16 protein-coding genes are annotated in these 15,761 nt (G+C 62.7%); 6 read left to right on the top strand and 10 right to left on the bottom strand.

Features of this window, described 5'->3' with window-relative positions; translation table 11 throughout:
• The first annotated feature begins 23 nt into the window (after window positions 1-23).
• Complete coding sequence (locus KBY72_RS05930; protein ID WP_254932093.1) at window positions 24-1,100, top strand: UDP-N-acetylglucosamine--N-acetylmuramyl-(pentapeptide) pyrophosphoryl-undecaprenol N-acetylglucosamine transferase; 1,077 nt, start codon at window positions 24-26, stop codon at window positions 1,098-1,100.
• Here the strand turns inward: KBY72_RS05930 and KBY72_RS05925 are convergent.
• Genes KBY72_RS05925 through KBY72_RS05915 form a run of 3 tightly spaced genes read right to left on the bottom strand, consistent with a single transcriptional unit; the run spans window position 1,081 to window position 2,884 of the window.
• Window positions 1,081-1,500: a type II toxin-antitoxin system VapC family toxin gene (locus tag KBY72_RS05925; RefSeq protein WP_254932092.1), complete on the bottom strand. Its 420-nt coding sequence runs from the start codon at window positions 1,498-1,500 to the stop codon at window positions 1,081-1,083. The genes KBY72_RS05930 and KBY72_RS05925 overlap by 20 nt on opposite strands.
• Window positions 1,497-1,760 (bottom strand): FitA-like ribbon-helix-helix domain-containing protein, encoded by a 264-nt coding sequence (locus KBY72_RS05920; RefSeq protein ID WP_106632889.1) that lies wholly within the window; start codon window positions 1,758-1,760, stop codon window positions 1,497-1,499. Before KBY72_RS05920 ends, KBY72_RS05925 begins: the two co-directional genes overlap by 4 nt.
• A gap of 26 nt (window positions 1,761-1,786) precedes the next feature.
• Window positions 1,787-2,884: a pyridoxal phosphate-dependent aminotransferase gene (locus KBY72_RS05915; protein ID WP_254932091.1), complete on the bottom strand. Its 1,098-nt coding sequence runs from the start codon at window positions 2,882-2,884 to the stop codon at window positions 1,787-1,789.
• 59 nt (window positions 2,885-2,943) lie between these two features.
• Between KBY72_RS05915 and KBY72_RS05910 the strand changes: the two genes are divergently transcribed.
• From KBY72_RS05910 to KBY72_RS05895, 4 genes are read left to right on the top strand one after another with little or no spacing between them, the layout of a single operon-like run.
• The gene (locus tag KBY72_RS05910) at window positions 2,944-3,828 is read left to right on the top strand and encodes an AAA family ATPase (protein WP_254932090.1); all 885 of its coding nucleotides are present in this window, start codon (window positions 2,944-2,946) and stop codon (window positions 3,826-3,828) included.
• Complete coding sequence (locus KBY72_RS05905; protein WP_254932089.1) at window positions 3,815-4,753, top strand: hypothetical protein; 939 nt, start codon at window positions 3,815-3,817, stop codon at window positions 4,751-4,753. The genes KBY72_RS05910 and KBY72_RS05905 overlap by 14 nt, the downstream gene beginning before the upstream one ends.
• Window positions 4,750-6,552 (top strand): DUF3488 and DUF4129 domain-containing transglutaminase family protein, encoded by a 1,803-nt coding sequence (locus tag KBY72_RS05900; protein WP_254993235.1) that lies wholly within the window; start codon window positions 4,750-4,752, stop codon window positions 6,550-6,552. Before KBY72_RS05905 ends, KBY72_RS05900 begins: the two co-directional genes overlap by 4 nt.
• A 59-nt stretch (window positions 6,553-6,611) precedes the next feature.
• Complete coding sequence (locus KBY72_RS05895) at window positions 6,612-7,406, top strand: pentapeptide repeat-containing protein (RefSeq protein WP_254960800.1); 795 nt, start codon at window positions 6,612-6,614, stop codon at window positions 7,404-7,406.
• Between the two features lie 236 nt (window positions 7,407-7,642).
• Here the strand turns inward: KBY72_RS05895 and KBY72_RS05890 are convergent, their stop codons facing one another.
• The 7 genes from KBY72_RS05890 to KBY72_RS05860 all read right to left on the bottom strand — a co-directional run bounded on the left by KBY72_RS05890 (window position 7,643) and on the right by KBY72_RS05860 (window position 14,848).
• Window positions 7,643-8,164: a hypothetical protein gene (locus tag KBY72_RS05890; protein ID WP_254960772.1), complete on the bottom strand. Its 522-nt coding sequence runs from the start codon at window positions 8,162-8,164 to the stop codon at window positions 7,643-7,645.
• A gap of 47 nt (window positions 8,165-8,211) precedes the next feature.
• Window positions 8,212-10,395 (bottom strand): general secretion pathway protein GspD, encoded by a 2,184-nt coding sequence (locus KBY72_RS05885; RefSeq protein WP_254993234.1) that lies wholly within the window; start codon window positions 10,393-10,395, stop codon window positions 8,212-8,214.
• An 82-nt stretch (window positions 10,396-10,477) separates the two neighbouring features.
• Entirely contained in the window at window positions 10,478-11,209 is a 732-nt protein-coding gene (locus KBY72_RS05880; protein WP_254993232.1) for a hypothetical protein, read from the bottom strand.
• Window positions 11,209-11,910, bottom strand: a complete 702-nt coding sequence (locus KBY72_RS05875; protein ID WP_254993230.1) for a PilN domain-containing protein — start codon at window positions 11,908-11,910, stop codon at window positions 11,209-11,211. Before KBY72_RS05875 ends, KBY72_RS05880 begins: the two co-directional genes overlap by 1 nt.
• 11 nt (window positions 11,911-11,921) lie before the next feature.
• Window positions 11,922-12,737: a hypothetical protein gene (locus tag KBY72_RS05870; protein ID WP_254960768.1), complete on the bottom strand. Its 816-nt coding sequence runs from the start codon at window positions 12,735-12,737 to the stop codon at window positions 11,922-11,924.
• A gap of 103 nt (window positions 12,738-12,840) precedes the next feature.
• A complete protein-coding gene (locus tag KBY72_RS05865) occupies window positions 12,841-14,040 on the bottom strand; it encodes a quinone-dependent dihydroorotate dehydrogenase (protein ID WP_254960767.1) in 1,200 nt (399 codons plus the stop codon).
• A gap of 10 nt (window positions 14,041-14,050) precedes the next feature.
• Window positions 14,051-14,848: a ribonuclease H gene (locus KBY72_RS05860; RefSeq protein ID WP_254960766.1), complete on the bottom strand. Its 798-nt coding sequence runs from the start codon at window positions 14,846-14,848 to the stop codon at window positions 14,051-14,053.
• Window positions 14,849-14,905: 57 nt separating this feature from the next.
• On the opposite strand from KBY72_RS05860, the gene KBY72_RS05855 reads away from it, so the two are divergent.
• Window positions 14,906-15,646, top strand: coding sequence for a DUF3747 domain-containing protein (locus KBY72_RS05855; RefSeq protein WP_254960764.1), 741 nt, complete (start codon window positions 14,906-14,908; stop codon window positions 15,644-15,646).
• Window positions 15,647-15,761 lie beyond the last annotated feature (115 nt).

Below are 15,761 nucleotides of genomic sequence, written 5' to 3'. Positions count from 1 at the left end.
GGCATGCTTCAGCCCCAGCACCCATGCCCAGGCTCCTAATTGCTGCCAGCGGCACCGGTGGCCACCTATTTCCTGCTTTAGCAGTGGCCGATGCCATGCCGGCGGATTGGAGCGTGTCGTGGCTGGGGGTGCCAGACCGACTGGAACGCCAGCTGGTGCCGAGCCGCTATCCACTGCACACGGTGCGGGCCGGGGGGCTGCAAGGCCGGGGCCCGCGCAAGCTGCTCAACCTGCTGCAACTGCTGCAAGCGGTTCGGTCAGTGCGGCGGTTGATCCGGCGCGAACGCATCGCAGCGGTTTTTACCAGCGGCGGCTACATCGCGGCGCCTGCAATCCTGGCGGCCCGCTGGGCCGGCGTGCCGGTGGTGCTGCATGAGAGCAACGCTGTGCCCGGCAAGGTGACTCGCCTGCTGGGCCGGCTCTGCAGCCAGGTGGCTGTGGGCCTGCCCCAGGCCGCTGCCCGCCTGCCCCGCTGCCGCCCCCTGGTGACGGGAACGCCGGTGCGGCAAGCCTTTCTGGAGCCCGCCCCCCTGCCCGAATGGGCTCCCAAAGGCTCCGGCCCCCTGCTGCTGGTTATGGGCGGCAGCCAGGGAGCCGTGGGTCTCAACCAGATGGTGCGCCCCCTGCTTGCCAAGCTCACGGCCGCTGGCGTGCGGGTAGTCCACCTCACCGGCAGCAACGACCCCGAGGCAGGCCAGCCCCTGCCAGCCGGGGTGGTGGAGCTTCCCTTCAGCGACGAGATCCCGGGCCTTCTGCAGCACGCCGCCCTGGCGATCAGCCGCAGCGGCGCCGGCGCCCTCAGCGAGCTGGCGGTGTGCGGCACCCCGGCGGTGCTGGTGCCCTACCCCGCCGCCGCCGACCACCACCAAGACGTCAACGCCGCCGCCGCGGCCGAACTTGGGGCGGCCGTGATCGTGTGGCAGCACGGCCCCGCTGAGCCGGCCCTCGAGCGCTGCCTCTGGCGACTGCTGGGCCCGCGCCTGCGGGGTGCACCAGCTGCTTGTGATCCCTTAAAGCAAATGTCTACAGCCATGGGCGAGCTGGCGGTGCGCGATGCCGATCAGCGAGTGGCGGCGATGCTCAGCACGCCCAAGGGTTGATCAAATCCAAACCCAAGTCGGCAAAGTCAGCCAAATCCCGAGTAGCGAGCTGAGCGCCATGGGCCAGGACAGTGGCGGCAATCACCGCATCCGCCGTGGCCATGGGCCGCGCCAACCGTTCACGAGCGCTCAACAGATGGGCGTACCAATGGGCCGCTTCACTGCTGAAGGGCCAAACCCTGCCTGCAAAGATTTCGGCCACCAGTTCATCCCAGCACTGCTGAAGGCTCTGCTTGCGCCGCCCATCCGGAAGCCGGGCGATGCCATGCAGGATCTCCGCTTCATTCATGGCCGTGATCGCCACTCGTGCCGGATCCAATCCATCCACCCAAGCCAGCACCTGGGGATTGGGCTGGGGACGCATCAACTCGGAGATCACGTTGGTGTCGAGCACGATCACTCCAGCCCCTCCCCAAACTCCGCCGGCCTGGGCTGGGAGCGACGAGCGGGGAGCTCAAGCTCAACGCCACCCAGCGAGGCGAAATGGGCATGGATCCGCTGGCCCAGGCCAGGGCCATCAGGCTTGAGGGCTCCCCAAGACAGGGCCTCTCGCAGAATCGTGCGCACTTCTTCCTCCATCGAGCGACCGTGGCGCGCTGCCTGGAGACGCAACTGCGCCTTGGTGGCCTCATCAAGGTTGCGCACCGTCAGCGTCGCCATCAAAAATGCATGCAATGCAAGCAACGCTAGCGCCCTAATTCCTGCCGCAAGGCCCGCAGGATGCGGCGATTGTTGCGGTGGCTCTGATAGCCAATCCGCAGCCAGTTTTCCCCCAGCCCCTCGAAAGAGCGGCAATCGCGCAACAGGATGTGATGGCGCCGCTCCAGGGCTTGGCGCAACGGCACTAGCGAATGCTCAGCGCGGATCAGCAGGAAGTTGGCGACTGAAGGCAGGGTTGTGATGCCAGGCAGCTGGGCCAGCTGACGCTGCAGCCAGGCACCCTCGCGGCCGGTCCAGCGCTGCACCCTGCCGCACCAGCGCCGGTAGGCCGCTGGATCAGCCAGCAGCCGCTCCCCCACGGCGGCAGCCAGGCCATTCACCGGCCAGGGATCTCGCCAGGAAGCCCACTGAGCCAGGCGCTCGGGGTGGCCAAGGGCATAGCCAAGGCGCAGGCCCGCTATGCCATAAAGCTTGGTGAGGCTGCGGATCACCACCAGGTTTGGGTGCATAGGCAGCAGCGGGATCAGGCTCTGGGCCTCGCCACCCGGCACCAGAGACAGGAAAGCCTCATCGGCGATCACCAGGGCAAAGCGCTGCAGCAGGGGCTCCAGGGATACGCGAGTCCAGAGCGCTCCAGTGGGGTTGTGGGGATTGGTGAGCCAAAGCACCTCGCCCGCCGGAGGTGCCGGATAGGCCTGAGCGGCACCAACTGCCGCAGACCCATCCACCTGCATCGGCAGCGGCTGGGGCCGCCAAGCCCCATCCCAGCAGGCCAGGGCCCGCGGATAATCGGCAAAGCCTGGCTGGGCCAACACACTCAGCCCTGCCGCCGCCGCATCCCGGGCCGCCCAGGTGAACAGCTCAGCCGCGCCGTTCCCCGGCAACAGCCAATCGGGCTCCAGGCCATGCAGCCGGGCCAGCCCACGGCGCAAACCTGCATAGGCGCGGTCGGGATAGGCCCGTAGCGGCGCGGTCAACCCGGCCCACATCAAGGAGCGGCGCACAAACCAAGGCGGCCCAAAAGGGACCAGAGAGGCGCTGGCATCAAGCAACTGGGAGGGCCGGCAACCGAGCCGCGCGGCGGTGGCGGCCTGGTTGCCGCCATGGCGCTGAAGCGACCCCATCGGCATCAAGGCAATTTAAGTGGCAGCGCCGTCACAATCGTGTTCTTCGCACCGGCTCCGTGTCCAGCCCCAGGCTGCAACCGCTGATCAGCGCCATTGGCCAGGTGCTGCTGGGCAAGGAGCAGGCGGTGAGGCTGGCCCTGGCCTGCCTGCTAGCCCGCGGCCATCTGCTGATCGAAGACCTGCCCGGCATGGGCAAAACCACCCTGGCCGAAGCCCTCGCCCGCGCCTTCGGCCTCGAGTTCAAGCGGGTGAGCTTCACCAGCGACCTCCTGCCAGCCGATCTCACGGGCATCAACGTCTTCGATGCCGGCAGCGCCCGTTTCCACTTCCAGCCCGGCCCCCTATTCAGCCAGGTGCTGCTGGCCGATGAGATCAACCGGGCCAGCCCCCGCACCCAGAGCGCCCTGCTGGAGGCGATGGCGGCCGGCCGGGCGAGCGTCGATGGGGTGAGCCACCCGCTGCCCGAGCCCTTCCTGGTGATCGCCACCCAGAACGGTCTCGACCAGGTGGGCACCGCCCCCCTACCGGAATCCCAGCTGGATCGCTTCTTGATGCGGCTGAGCCTGGGGTATCCGGATCGACGGGCCGAGCGTGATCTGCTCAGCGGCCAGGCGCTGCCGCCAGCCAGCCTGGAGCCCCTGCTAGATGGCGCCGGCCTACTGGAGCTGCAGCGGCGAGCCGCCGCCCAGCACTGCTCCAGCGCCCTGCTCGACTACGTACTCGACCTGGCCGCTTTCAGCCGGCGAGCAGACCAAGCCGGCACCGGGCTGTCACCGCGGGCCTGCCAGGGGCTGGTGGCCGCCGCCCGGGCCTGGTCGCTGCTGGAGGGGCGGGACCACGTCACCCCCGCCGACGTGCAGGCGGTGCTGCCAGCTGTGGCTGAGCACAGGCTGGCTGGCGATGCCGCAACGCTGCTGGCGGGGGTGGATGGACTTCGCTAGGGCCCGGCAACTGATCAAACCGCACCGAGGCGAGGAGCTAAGGCTGGGGCTGCGCAGCCTCTACATCCTGCCGACCCGCTTCGGCTTGCTCTGGCTGGCGGGCGGGGGCCTGCTGCTGCTCGTGGCGATCCAAAGCCAGCGCAATGGACCGCTGCTGCTGAGCTTCTTGATGCTGGGGCTGTGGCTGCTGGCCCTGCACCTCACCCAGTTCAACCTGCAAGGCCTCGAACTTGAAACTCTGGCCCCCAGCGGCGGCTTCGCGGGCGAAATGGTGGCCTATCCGCTGCTCTGCCGCAGCCGCTGCCAGCGCGATGGGATCCAGCTGGGGCTGGCCGGCAGCGCGGCAACACCCCAGCCCCTGGCGGCTGGTGAATCGGTGCTCTCGGTGCCTTGGCGCGCGGGGCGGCGGGGGTTGCAAACCCCGGGGCGACTGCGGCTGCAAACCACCGCTCCCCTCGGACTTTTTGTGTGCTGGACGCTGTGGGAACCGCCACGGCCCCAGCCCATCTATCCAGCCCGGCGGCCGGGGCCGGTGGCCGAAACCCCCTGGCCCGCCAGCAGCGACACCGCCGCCACCGCCGCTAGCAAGTTCGCCGCAGGCAGCGACGACTGGGACGACCTGCGCCCCCACCGCCCCCAGGACGGCCTAGCCCGACTGGCCTGGAAATCCCTTGCCCAGGGCCGGGGCCGCCAAACCAAAACCTTCGCCGATGCCACCCCTGCGGTGGGGCTGCTGACGCCAGCGCCGGGCCTGCAGCCGGAGCGAACCCTGGAGCACCTCAGCGCCGAAATCTGGCGCCGTAGCCAGGCGGGCGAGGCCTACGGCCTGGCACTGGGCGGCATCCAAGTGGCCCCCAACACTGGCCCCGAACACCGTGACCGCTGCCTACTGGCCCTGGCCCTGGCACCTGGCGCAGCGCCATGAGTGGTAGCGCCCGCTGGCTGCAGATCCTGGGGCTAGGGGCCCTGGCGGCGGGTTTGGCGGGGCTGGATTTCAGCGCACCGCTGAGCTGGCTTTCGGCGGGGCTGCTAGTGCTGGCTGGCCTGAAGCTGGCCGAGGCCCGCAGCCTGCCGGAGCGGCGACTGGTGAGCCTGCTCACCTTGATTGGCGGCGGTGTGCAGGGTGCCCAGCAAGGGGAGTTGCTGCCCAGCCTGCTGCAGCTGCTGGCCACAGCGCTTGGCCTGGCTGGGCTGCTAGCCCTGGAGGTGGGGAGCGGGCTGAGCTGGTGCGCTGTATTGCGACGCAGCCTGGCGGTGCTGCTGGCGGCCCTGCCGGTAGCCCTGGTGCTTTTTCTACTGGTGCCGCGAATCGAGCCGATTTGGCAAACACCAAACCTGCGGGGTGCTGACGCCAGCGCCGTAACCGGCTTGAACAGCGAACTCGATCCAGGCAGCATCTCAAACCTCGCCGACAACACGGGCCCGGCAGCGCGGGTGAGCTTCAGCAGCGGCCAGCTGCCCGAGCCGGCCGAGCGCTACTGGCGGGTGATCGTGCACGAGCAGTTCGACGGGCAGCGCTGGAAGCAGCGCGAGCTGCCAAGCAACCGCCTAGCCACCCCAGCCGGAGCGGCTAGCAACCCAGAGAGCAAGGCCAGCAGCCAGGTGTGGCTGGTGGAACCCAGCCCGGTGAACGCCTTGCCCTGGGATGGCAGCGGCCGGGCCAACCCCAACCAGTTGCGGGTGAATCGCAACGGTGAACTGCAGCCCCTCCAAGCCAACCAGGAGCGCCGGGCCTATTTGGTGAGGGCCACGGGCAGCCCCCAGCCGTGGCAGCAACGGCAGCCGAGCCCGGCCGATCTGGAACTACCCGCCGGCAGTAATCCCCAGCTGGAGGCGCTTGGGGCCAGCTGGCGTGATCTGGCAACGCCCGAGCAACGGCTGGCCGCTGCCAAGCAATGGTTTACGCAGCAGGATTTCCGCTACAGCAGTACTCCTGGTACCCAGCGGGGCCTGGATGTATTCCTGTTTAAAAGGCGGGAAGGCTTCTGCGGCCACTACGCCAGCGCCTTCACGGCCTTCATGCGCGCCGCGGGGGTACCGGCCCGGGTGGTGAGCGGCTACCTAGGCGGCACCTGGGTGCGGCCGCTGGGCGGAGCGCCCTACCTGGATCTGCGCCATAGCAACGCCCACGCCTGGAGCGAGGTGTGGCTGCCGGGCCAGGGTTGGCAACGCATCGACCCAAGCGCTTGGGCAACAGCCCCAGCCAGCCAGGCTGAAGGCAGCGAAGCAGGCGGCAGCACCAACCCCATTGGCTCCTGGCTGCAGTGGCAGTGGTGGGGCCTCGACCTGGCCTGGAGCCGCTGGTGGCTGGGCTTCGATCAGGCTGGCCAGGAAGCATTGCTGCAACGGCTATTTGGCGACCAACGCCAATGGCTGGGCGCCGTGGTGCTTGGGGCAGTGGCTGGCTTGCTGGCGCTGGCGCTGGCCGGGCTGCAGTGGCTGCAGCAACCAGCTAGCCGAGATCAAATAAGCCGTGAGCTTCAAGCTGTGGTGAAACACCTGAAGAGGAGTGGCGTTGAGGTGGAGCCAGGTGAGAGCTTCGAGCAGCTATGCAATCGGGCAAGTCGACTGCTGCCAGCCAGCGCTTCAAGCCTCCAGGAGTTGGCAAGCTGCCACAACCTGCTGCGCTACGCCGCATTAGGCAAGCAAGAGAGGTTGCAGCAGTGGGCCGACTGGCGAACAGCACTGCGAACCATTAATAAAGCCACCAAAAGCACGCTATAAACATGGCAATGGTGGAATTTGCCTTGCAGTACAGCGCAGTTCATCTGAATAAAATATTTTTGCTTGGGGCCTGCAGCCTTCTAGCTACGAGCCACGTCTGGATTGCACCCCCTACTGCTACGGCGGGCTCAGCCGACCTGATTCGACTGCTTGAAAGTAAAAACTGCAGGAGTTGCAAACTTCAGGATGCGGATCTTGTCCATGCAGATCTGCGCGATGCCGACTTGCGCCAGGCACAGCTGCAACGGGCGAATCTGGGTCAAGCGCGGCTTGATGGAGCCCAGCTGAGCGGAGCCAACCTCAGCTTTACAAGTCTCACCGGGGCCTCCCTACGAGGGGCCGATCTCCGCGGTGCCCGACTGGAAGGCACCGACCTTCGCCAGGCAGACCTAAGCGGTGCACTGCTAGATCCAGGCGCCCTTTCGCGCAGTCACTGGCAGCGAGCCACAGGCATCGAATCAGTACAACTGGGCTATGCCGAATTACATAACGCTGGAGCTGAGGCGGCTCAGCAGGGCCGCTATCCGGAGGCTGAACAGTTCTTCGGAGAAGCGATCCGAAAAGAGCCCAGCGCAGCAATCAGCTGGGTAGCCAGAGGTATTTGTCGCATTGAACAGGGGAAAACGGCACTCGCAGCAAGTGACTTCAACTACGCTGCCAGCCTATACAGCCAGGGGGGTGAAGTCGCCCAGGCCGAGCAACTAAAACAGGCCGCCGAGAAACTTACCAAGCCTGAAGTATCGAATAGCGAAGGTGGCAACGGAGCAGGCAGCAAAGCCCTCGGAGGGATCCTGTCTGCCTTCCAGTTCCTGGCTCCACTAGCCATGAAAGGATTAATTCCGCTGGGGCTGTAAAGCCACATTGGAGACCTAAGGGCGAAACTCAAACCAGTCGAGATCGTTCAAAGCGCCCAGGCGCTCAGCCGGGAGCATTCCCACACGTACATACAAAAGATCTGGCCGGCCAGATCGAATTTTCAACCCCGAACCCAGGAGCAGATTCTTACCCTGGCCTGGTTCCAAGGTGGTGTCATACACAATCCCGCCCCTAAGTCGCTCAACCTGCACCCAGCTCTGGCCCCCACGGGCCTCTAGGCGAAGGCTGACAGCCATGGGTAGCGGCGATCGCTCGCGGCCAAGGGGCACCGTAGGGATACACCTAAAGGCAACGATCGCCGATTCAGCAGATAAGGCAAGCCCAGCACCATCAAAACCAGCGCAACACCGGCACCAAATATCACACCCAGCTGGAGCCTATTGGACAGGCCAAATGATGGGTTTGCGGCGTAGGACGACTGAAAGCGAGGCAAGCGCAAGTACGACCAACTTCTGCGGACCTGCGTGAGGGAAACCTCTGCTGCCAGCGGCAATGCCTCAGGAGCCCCGGGCTGCAGCAGGCTTCGAGAGAGTTGCTCCTGCAAGGCCTTGCGCTCATCTAGCAGGTAGCGAATATCCTTAGCGACGGCATGCACCTTATGACGAAACTTATCCTCATAGATTCCAGGCAGCTGCTCCAAAAGGCTTCTATATTCCTCCAGCTCTGATTGAGCAGCATGCAATTCATCTTGAATGCCCTCAAAAAGATCTGGCGACTTTGGGGAAGGATTGCTCATATTTTTAGGAAATAAAATTTATAATGCAAATATTTCCAACTTCATATTCAAGGCTGTGAAGAGCCCATGAATTCTCGAGCATCTACCGAGCCCGGCTTATAGCCATAACCATAGGATCCACCAACCTCATCGTTAATTATACGAGGGCTAACCATAATAACCAATTCATTCTTGGTTCTCTGCCCAGCAGAACTCCTGAAAAACTGACCGATCAAAGGCAAATCTCCAAGCAGAGGCCATTTAGTTGCAACTTGGGTATTTAACTCAGACAGCACACCCGTAAGAATGAGGGTTTGACCATCTCGTACACGCACTTGACCTGTGTCGAGAAGACGCGAATTAATGATATTGATGAGTCCACAGTTTCCGGCTGGCTGGGTTCCAGTTGGCGCAGAGATCTCGGGAGAAAGGGAAAATGTCACGAATCCATTGTCGTCAATTTTGTCAACTCTGGCGCCGAGAGTCAGGCCAGAATTTGCAAATTGAGGTTCACAGAAATTGTTGCCATTTGCATCCTGCTTAACAGAATAAGATGTTACCAATGAAGAGCCGACCTGTACAAATGCTTCATTTGATCTAGACCTACCTACTCTGCCATCCTGAGAGACGCGATTTTTCAACGGATCATCAATCTCTTTAACATCAGTTTGATTACCTCCTTCTTGTAACATAAGAGTAGGTGAAGCCAAAATTTTTGTATTTCTAGAAACAATTTGGGCCTCTAGAAAATCAAAAAATTGCTGATCAGAGCTGCCAATTGCAGCCAACGAAGGAGGCACTGAGCCCGGAGGCAAGCTTTGATTAAATGCCGCAACCAAACGGCCAGAGTCATTCACAATATAGTTGCTTCCAAATCTAAAGGCAAAGCTATTATCGATAGTCGTGTCATTGCCTAGCGACACATCTAAAATCTTAACCGAAAGCGCTACTTGGCGCTGCCTAAGATCAAGACGACTCAAATATTGTTGAGCGATAGCCACCAATGAAGATTCGCCAACAACAGTAATTGTTCCAAGCCTTGAATCTGTAGTAGCTTGAAGCCCAAGAAGAGGACCCCTTTCTCCTCCATATTGCAAAACTTTTGTTTCGGTCGAAGTCCTGGTTGTTTGAGGATTTACGGTGCCTGCACCCGAAAGCGGAACTCCCTCTGTAGCGGTGATTGTCTCTTGAAACGTCTTCGTAACAAGAGCGCCAAGATTAGCCAAATAATCAGCTGCACTATCAGCTGACGCCTGATTCAAGCGGTAGACTTTGGATACTTGAGGACCCAGTATCTGCTGCAATACTGCCGCTCCAACCAAGATTGTCCGACCATCAAGACGGGCTTGCAAGCCAGAAGATGCCAACACAAAATTAAATGCTCTAGAAAAAGATTCATTTTGAAAAGCAACTGATACGGCAGGAAGTGAGACTTTGTTTCGCGAAGGGTCTTGACCACCTTCTTTGCTTTCTGACTGAAGCTCAGTGCCCTGCTTAAGACGAGGAGGCTGAAGATCCGAATATGCAAAACCGTATCCGCCAATCCGAGCCATTACCATAAGCAAATCACGCGGATTAGCTCCACTGGTGGTGAGTGTTACGGGTGGTCCACTTAAGTTGAGGTAACCACGATTTTGCACAGTCATCGTGCCCACAGCCATATCACCCAACGGTGGCGCTACTGCTCTGGCCTGTAGCGGTGGCGCATAGGTAGGCAACGGGACCGCACCGGGCCGACTCAGATCAAGGCGGTTGGTCTGCAGGGAAGCTTGAGGTGCCGTCGGAAAAGCAAGGATCAGGTTTAGTCCGTCTGCGCTCACTACCGGGCGAGCCAATGGGACCCCGGGCATCGGGGTCACCGACAAGATGTAGCTACTGCCAGAGCCATCCAAGCTCACCGACTGAATTCCCAATTCAGGCAAGGAAATGCGCTGCGGGCCAAAACGCAGGCCCGAAGGAGTAGCGGTGAGCAGCTGACCCTGCCAGCCACTGCCCCGAGACGATTGCTGCAACTGGGGGCCTGGACCAGCACCCTCAACCACCAGCTCAACCGAATTACCCAAGCGACGCACCTGGAGCTGCATCGGCCCGGCGGCGGCAGGAGCAGCGCCGGTTTTAGCAACGGAAGAAACTGCCTGACCAGAGAGCGATTGACGAGGAGCCGACTGAGCGGCTACGTCCAGAAGGGCGTATCCGGGAAGTGCTGAAGCCACCGCGGCCGTCGCTATGCGGTGCCAGAAATTCCTGCCCAACGTCAAACTCTATTGGTAATCGGATCTTACCTAAAATATTTCATGATGGCCAGTCGCTGTAGCCAATTAATTGAAGGCTTGGCTAGTTCTTGCCCGCCACTGATGCAGGCGCGAGAGCACCTGCAGATTTATAATAAGTCAGCATCAACTTCAGCTCAGTTTTCACCGCTACTCGGCCACCACCTGGAACAGCAGTCCCGGCCGGAGGGGCAAGCTGAGCCCCAGCTTTAGCTGGATCTACCACAGCCAAAGACAAATTGCTCTGGCTCACAAGCACACTCAGCTTTTCAGTGGCTCTCATAAAGGCCAGCAGGCTTGGATAACTACCGCGAGCAGTGAGCAACACCTTCTGCTCCTTCAGCCCAGCCGCTTCCATAGGAGAAGCTGGCGGTGGCGGAGCCTGTTCACCCTTCTTCGCTTCTGAAGCGGGCACAGGTGCTGGCGCCGCCACTGGCTCATAGAGATCGAGCTGCACTCCGTGGCGCGCAGCTTCCGCATCAAACTGGGCAAGGAAGGTAGAAAATTCACCACTACCCTGAATTAATTGCAGCACCTGGAGCTGCTTACGCTCCGCCGCGCTTTGGGCCTCGGCGGTTTTGGCAATCTGGGATCTCAGCAGGGGGATGCGGCTCTTGAGTTCCTCAAGCTGGGCCAAGCGTTCACTATCGGATTGGAGGCGCATCCATTGAGGTGCTACCCAAAAGCCAACAATCAAAGCAGTAACAACCGCACCAATACCAATCGGCACACCCAACAGCAAGCGCTGCTGTAACTTGGTGGCATTAGGGCTAGCAACATCTTGAAGATTAGTCATCAGAGCAGACCCTCCTTTTGGAGCAGATCGAGGCGTCGCACCAAACCCTCGGAGCCCAGCTGGGTGAGGATTTGTTTTTCCGCTAACGGACTAATCGGTGGGCGGAAGTTTACCTGGATCTCAAAATTGACCGGTGCTACTACTGCTTGAGCCTGAGGTGTGCTGGCTGCACCCGCTTCGCGGGAGGCCTTCACCAAAGTGATCGCATTGGGATCAAGCAAAGGCGAACGCTTCAGCTGCAGCTGCAGGGCATTGATACGTGCAAAAGCCTGGGGATCACGTGACAGCCCCTTGAGGCGATAGCCAGTGCCTTCTTCAGCAGCACTGGTGAGCTGGATTCCCGCAGGCACCCTCATTTGCAGATCGCGCAGCACCGCTGAACCGGATCGCACTGACAGCAAGCCCTTAACCAAATCCTGATTGGCCTTTGCCACCCCATTGAGCTTGGTTCTGCTGGCGCTCAGCTGGGTTTCAAACAACTGCACCTCTGCTTCCACGGTGCCTAGGCCCTCGATCGCCGAGCTCACCATCAAGGCTCTCAAAAACACCAATACCGCCACGCCAAGGGAAACGCCAACCAGGGCCGCACCAATCACCACACCTTGGACAAGCCAGCGGCGCCCCTGGATGGAGGCCTCAGCTGGCTCGGGCAGATTCAGCTCCTGGCGTTTTTCACGCAGCAGATCAAACTGGGAGGCCATCGATGGGGAGCTCATTGGGCCAACTCCAAGCCGGCAAGTCCTTGCAGCACAAGGGATCCAAAGCCGTCACGCTCAAGCAGCTCGGACTCCAGTTCTAGGGCCTGTTCCAAGCCTTCCAGATCCGGCATTGATTCGGCGAGCAGCAGCCTCACGGGTGCTTTGGGTGCATGGTTGCTGCGATAAAAATCCAGGCTCTGCTGCAGGGCCGGTAACAACTCCGGCATAGCCCCAGGCAGCAGCCGCTCAAATTCAGGCACGCCCTGGCGCCAGAGGGTTAGGACGATCTGCTCATCAAGCGGCTGCAACAGGGCTACCAGGGTGGAGGCAGGTGTAGCTGTTAGTTCATCGCTGAGCGCTCCCATCAAGCACACCTGAGCCGGCAGCAGATGTTGCAGGGTGCCGCCAGCTATTGCAAACACCTCCACCCAGGCCTCCACCACCGAGCGAGCTGCGGCCACCACCAGGGAGCTGGCAGTATTTCCAGGTAGGGGCTGCACATCGACGTAAGCGTCATCCAACGCAAACGGCAGCCGCAGATCAGGGTTCAGATCGCGTAGCTCATCGATCGAATCCACGGGATGCTGCGCGCTAGCCCATTCGACCACCCGCCAATGGGCCGCCTGGCGGGGCAGGGACACCACCAGCTGGGAATCAATCCCACCGTGCTCGAGCAGCAGATCACCGATGAAGTCGCCCACCGCATCCGCGAGCTGGGGCACCCCATTACGGCAGGTGCGCGCCGGTATCGGCGCTGACCAGACTGGCTCAACTGGCTGGCCCCGTTTAACGGACTGGCCAAGCACCAAGTGCTCGGACAAATCCACCATCACCAGTTTCGGAAATAGCTGGGCACGGAGGGGCTGCCAAATATTTTGGAGTCCCGCCAGTACCAAGGTGCAAACCCATTCGCTATAACAACTTACCGAACATTCAGCGCCAGGCCAGACTTGTGCCCACGGCTGCGCTGATATGGCTCAGGCCATGGCGATCCAGCTGGGACGCCAGACCTTCCAAAATCTGCGGCACCAGCGCCGGCCCGCCGTAGATCCAGCCGGTATAGAGCTGCACCAGCGAGGCCCCCGCAGTGATCCGCTCCCAGGCGCTCTCGGCCGAATCGATCCCGCCGACGCCAATCAGGGGCAAGGCTGGACCCGCCGTGGCCCGCAGCCGACGCAGCACTTCAAGGGCCCTGCCCCGTAGGGGCACTCCGCTGAGACCGCCGGCCTCCTCGGCCAATGTGCGGCCAGTCTGCACCAGGCGCCGCTGCTCCAGGCCAAGGCGATGCAGGCTGGTGTTCACGGCGATTACGCCGGCCAGCCCCTCCTCATAGGCCATGCGGGCAATGGCATCAATGGCGTCGTCCTCCAGATCCGGCGCGATCTTCACCAGCAGGGGCGGGCAGGCCGGCAAGCGCCGCAGGCGCTCAACCAGGCGCCGCAACAGGGTTTCCTCCTGCAACTCCCGCAGACCCGGCGTGTTGGGCGAGCTCACATTGATCACCGCATAGTCGGCCAGGGGGGCGAGGAGCTCCAGGGAGGAGGCGTAGTCGTCGGGGGCCAGCTCCAGGGAGGTGATCTTGGATTTGCCCAGGTTGATGCCCAGCACCGCCGGGCGCTGGCCCGGTGCCGGCAGCTGCTGACGCTCCAGGGTGCGGCGCAACACCTGGGCGCCGCCGTTGTTGAAGCCCATGCGGTTGAGCGCCGCCCGCTCGGCAGCCAAACGAAACAGCCGCGGCTTGGGATTACCCGGCTGGCCATGCCAGGTGACCGTGCCCAGCTCGGCAAAGCCAAAACCAAACAAATGCCAGATCCCTGCTGCTACACCGTTTTTGTCAAATCCAGCCGCCAGGCCCACCGGGTTAGAGAAGCGGCAGCCAAACAGGGTTTGCTCCAGCCGTGGATCGGGGCGCTGCAGCTCAGCGCCCAGGCCTGCCAGGGCACCACTCACCAAGGGCCACTGGCGCCGCAAAGACGCCTGGGCCAGGGCCGTTAGGGTGAGCTGGCTGAGCTGCTCGGCGTCAGCGCCGTCATCACGGCCCAGCAGCGGACCCACCAGTCGCCCATATAAGGCGTCTGTACTGGTGCGAACCGTCCCTGTGCCAGCCCTGCTCGATGAGCCTGAATCCACCATCAGCCGCCGCCTACTCCCGCGCGCCCAATCCTCCCTCGTCCCGTTGCAAACGCCAGCGCCCTCCCTCCAGGGGTAACACCTGCCAGTCGCGCCAGCGCCAGGGGCCACTGCGGCGCTCCAGTTGCTGCAAGGGCTGCTCCACCAGCTGGGCCAGCTCCACCAAGCTGAGGCCGTAGCCCTGGCCAGCGAAGCGATCGGCCAGCTCACAGCGGCTCAGCAGCTGTTGCATGGCAGCAGGCGCCGGGTCGGCAATCCCTGGGCCAGGGGCGGCGGTTTTAGCGCTGGGAATATCGGCAGGAACATCGGCTTCGATCCGGGCAGTGGCGATCACCTCGCCAGCCGCCATGGCCGGCATCTGACCCTTGGAAAAGGCCACGGCGATCGCATCACAGCGGTCGTTGTCTGGATCACCGCTGTGACCCTTGACGTGCACCAGGGACACCCCCTCAAGCCGGGCCTGGTCCAGCTGCTCCCATAGATCCCGATTGAGCACCGCTCCGCCGGAGGCCGTGCGCCAGCCCTTGCGCTTCCAGCCCTGGATCCACTTGCTGAAACCATCGATCAGGTAGCGGCTATCGGTGCGGATGCTGAGCTGGTCCGGACGGGGCAGCTCCTTGATGGCCTCCAGCAAAGCCAGGGCTGCGGTGAGCTCCATGCGGTTGTTGGTGGTGGCCCGATCGGCGCCGCCCATCTCATGCACCGAGCCATCCTCGAAGCGCAGCAAGGCCCCCCAGCCGCCGGGGCCCGGATTGCCACTGCAAGCACCATCACATGCCGCAGCCACCACTTTCACCGGCTTAGCCGCCACTGGACAACCCCCGAAAATTCGCTAGAGAACCCATCTGCCCGCTTGCTGCGCCCCGCCATGGACCCATCCAAACCGGGCCTGACCAGGAGCCAGGCAGAGCGCCGAACCTACCGTCCCTGGCGCAACGCCCTGCTGACAGGTGCGGCCCTGGCCGCCCTCACCCCCTGGGCAGAGGCCGCCAACCTGTTCAATAGCCGGCCGCTCGATGCCAGCCGCTTCGCCGTGCTGGCGCGGCCCCTGGGGCGTAACGACTGGAACCTGCTGGTGCTTGAGCAGATCCAACCCCAGCCCCGCTGCTGGGAGGAGCGCCCCGACGGCCTGATCGACCCGGCCCTCAACCGCTTCAACTTCACCGGCATCTGCAGCCGCTATCTCGACAGCAACGGCTACTCCCTGCGCATCGGCGATCAGGATCTGGCCAGTCGCTACCGGCTGCAGCTGCGCCAGAGCGGCAACGAACTGCAACTGCAGGCCAGCACCCCCAGCTATCCCACCACCCTGGTGGTTGCCCGCGCCAAGGTGCCCCTGCGGGATCGAGATGGGTTTGTAGCCCTGAAGCTCGAAGCCGGCTGGGACCTGCAACGCCGCAGCTTTGGCGAGCAGACCCTGAATCACCTGTACTTCGCCAACGCCGCACCCCTGCCCCAGCTACTAGCCGCAGCCAGCGGCACCTCCCAACCCCCAGCCAGGCCTGGAGCCCAGCTTGGCCTGCGTCCGCCGGTTGCCCCCCCGAGCCTGCTGGCCCAGGGGACAGGCCAGGGCCCTATTCGCTTGCCAGTGATCCCCTTCCGCGATTGAAGCCCAGGTGCCAGTTGCCGGAGAGTCCCAGTCCAACTAGCCGATCCCAAAGCCTGCCATTAAGTTTCTGGGGTGTGAGGAGTGGGAACGCTCTTCCGGGGTCGAAACGAGGACA

This window comes from Cyanobium sp. BA5m-21 (assembly GCF_024346235.1).
Lineage (GTDB): Bacteria > Cyanobacteriota > Cyanobacteriia > PCC-6307 > Cyanobiaceae > Cyanobium_A > Cyanobium_A usitatum.
This window is presented reverse-complemented; position numbering and strand designations above follow the sequence as displayed.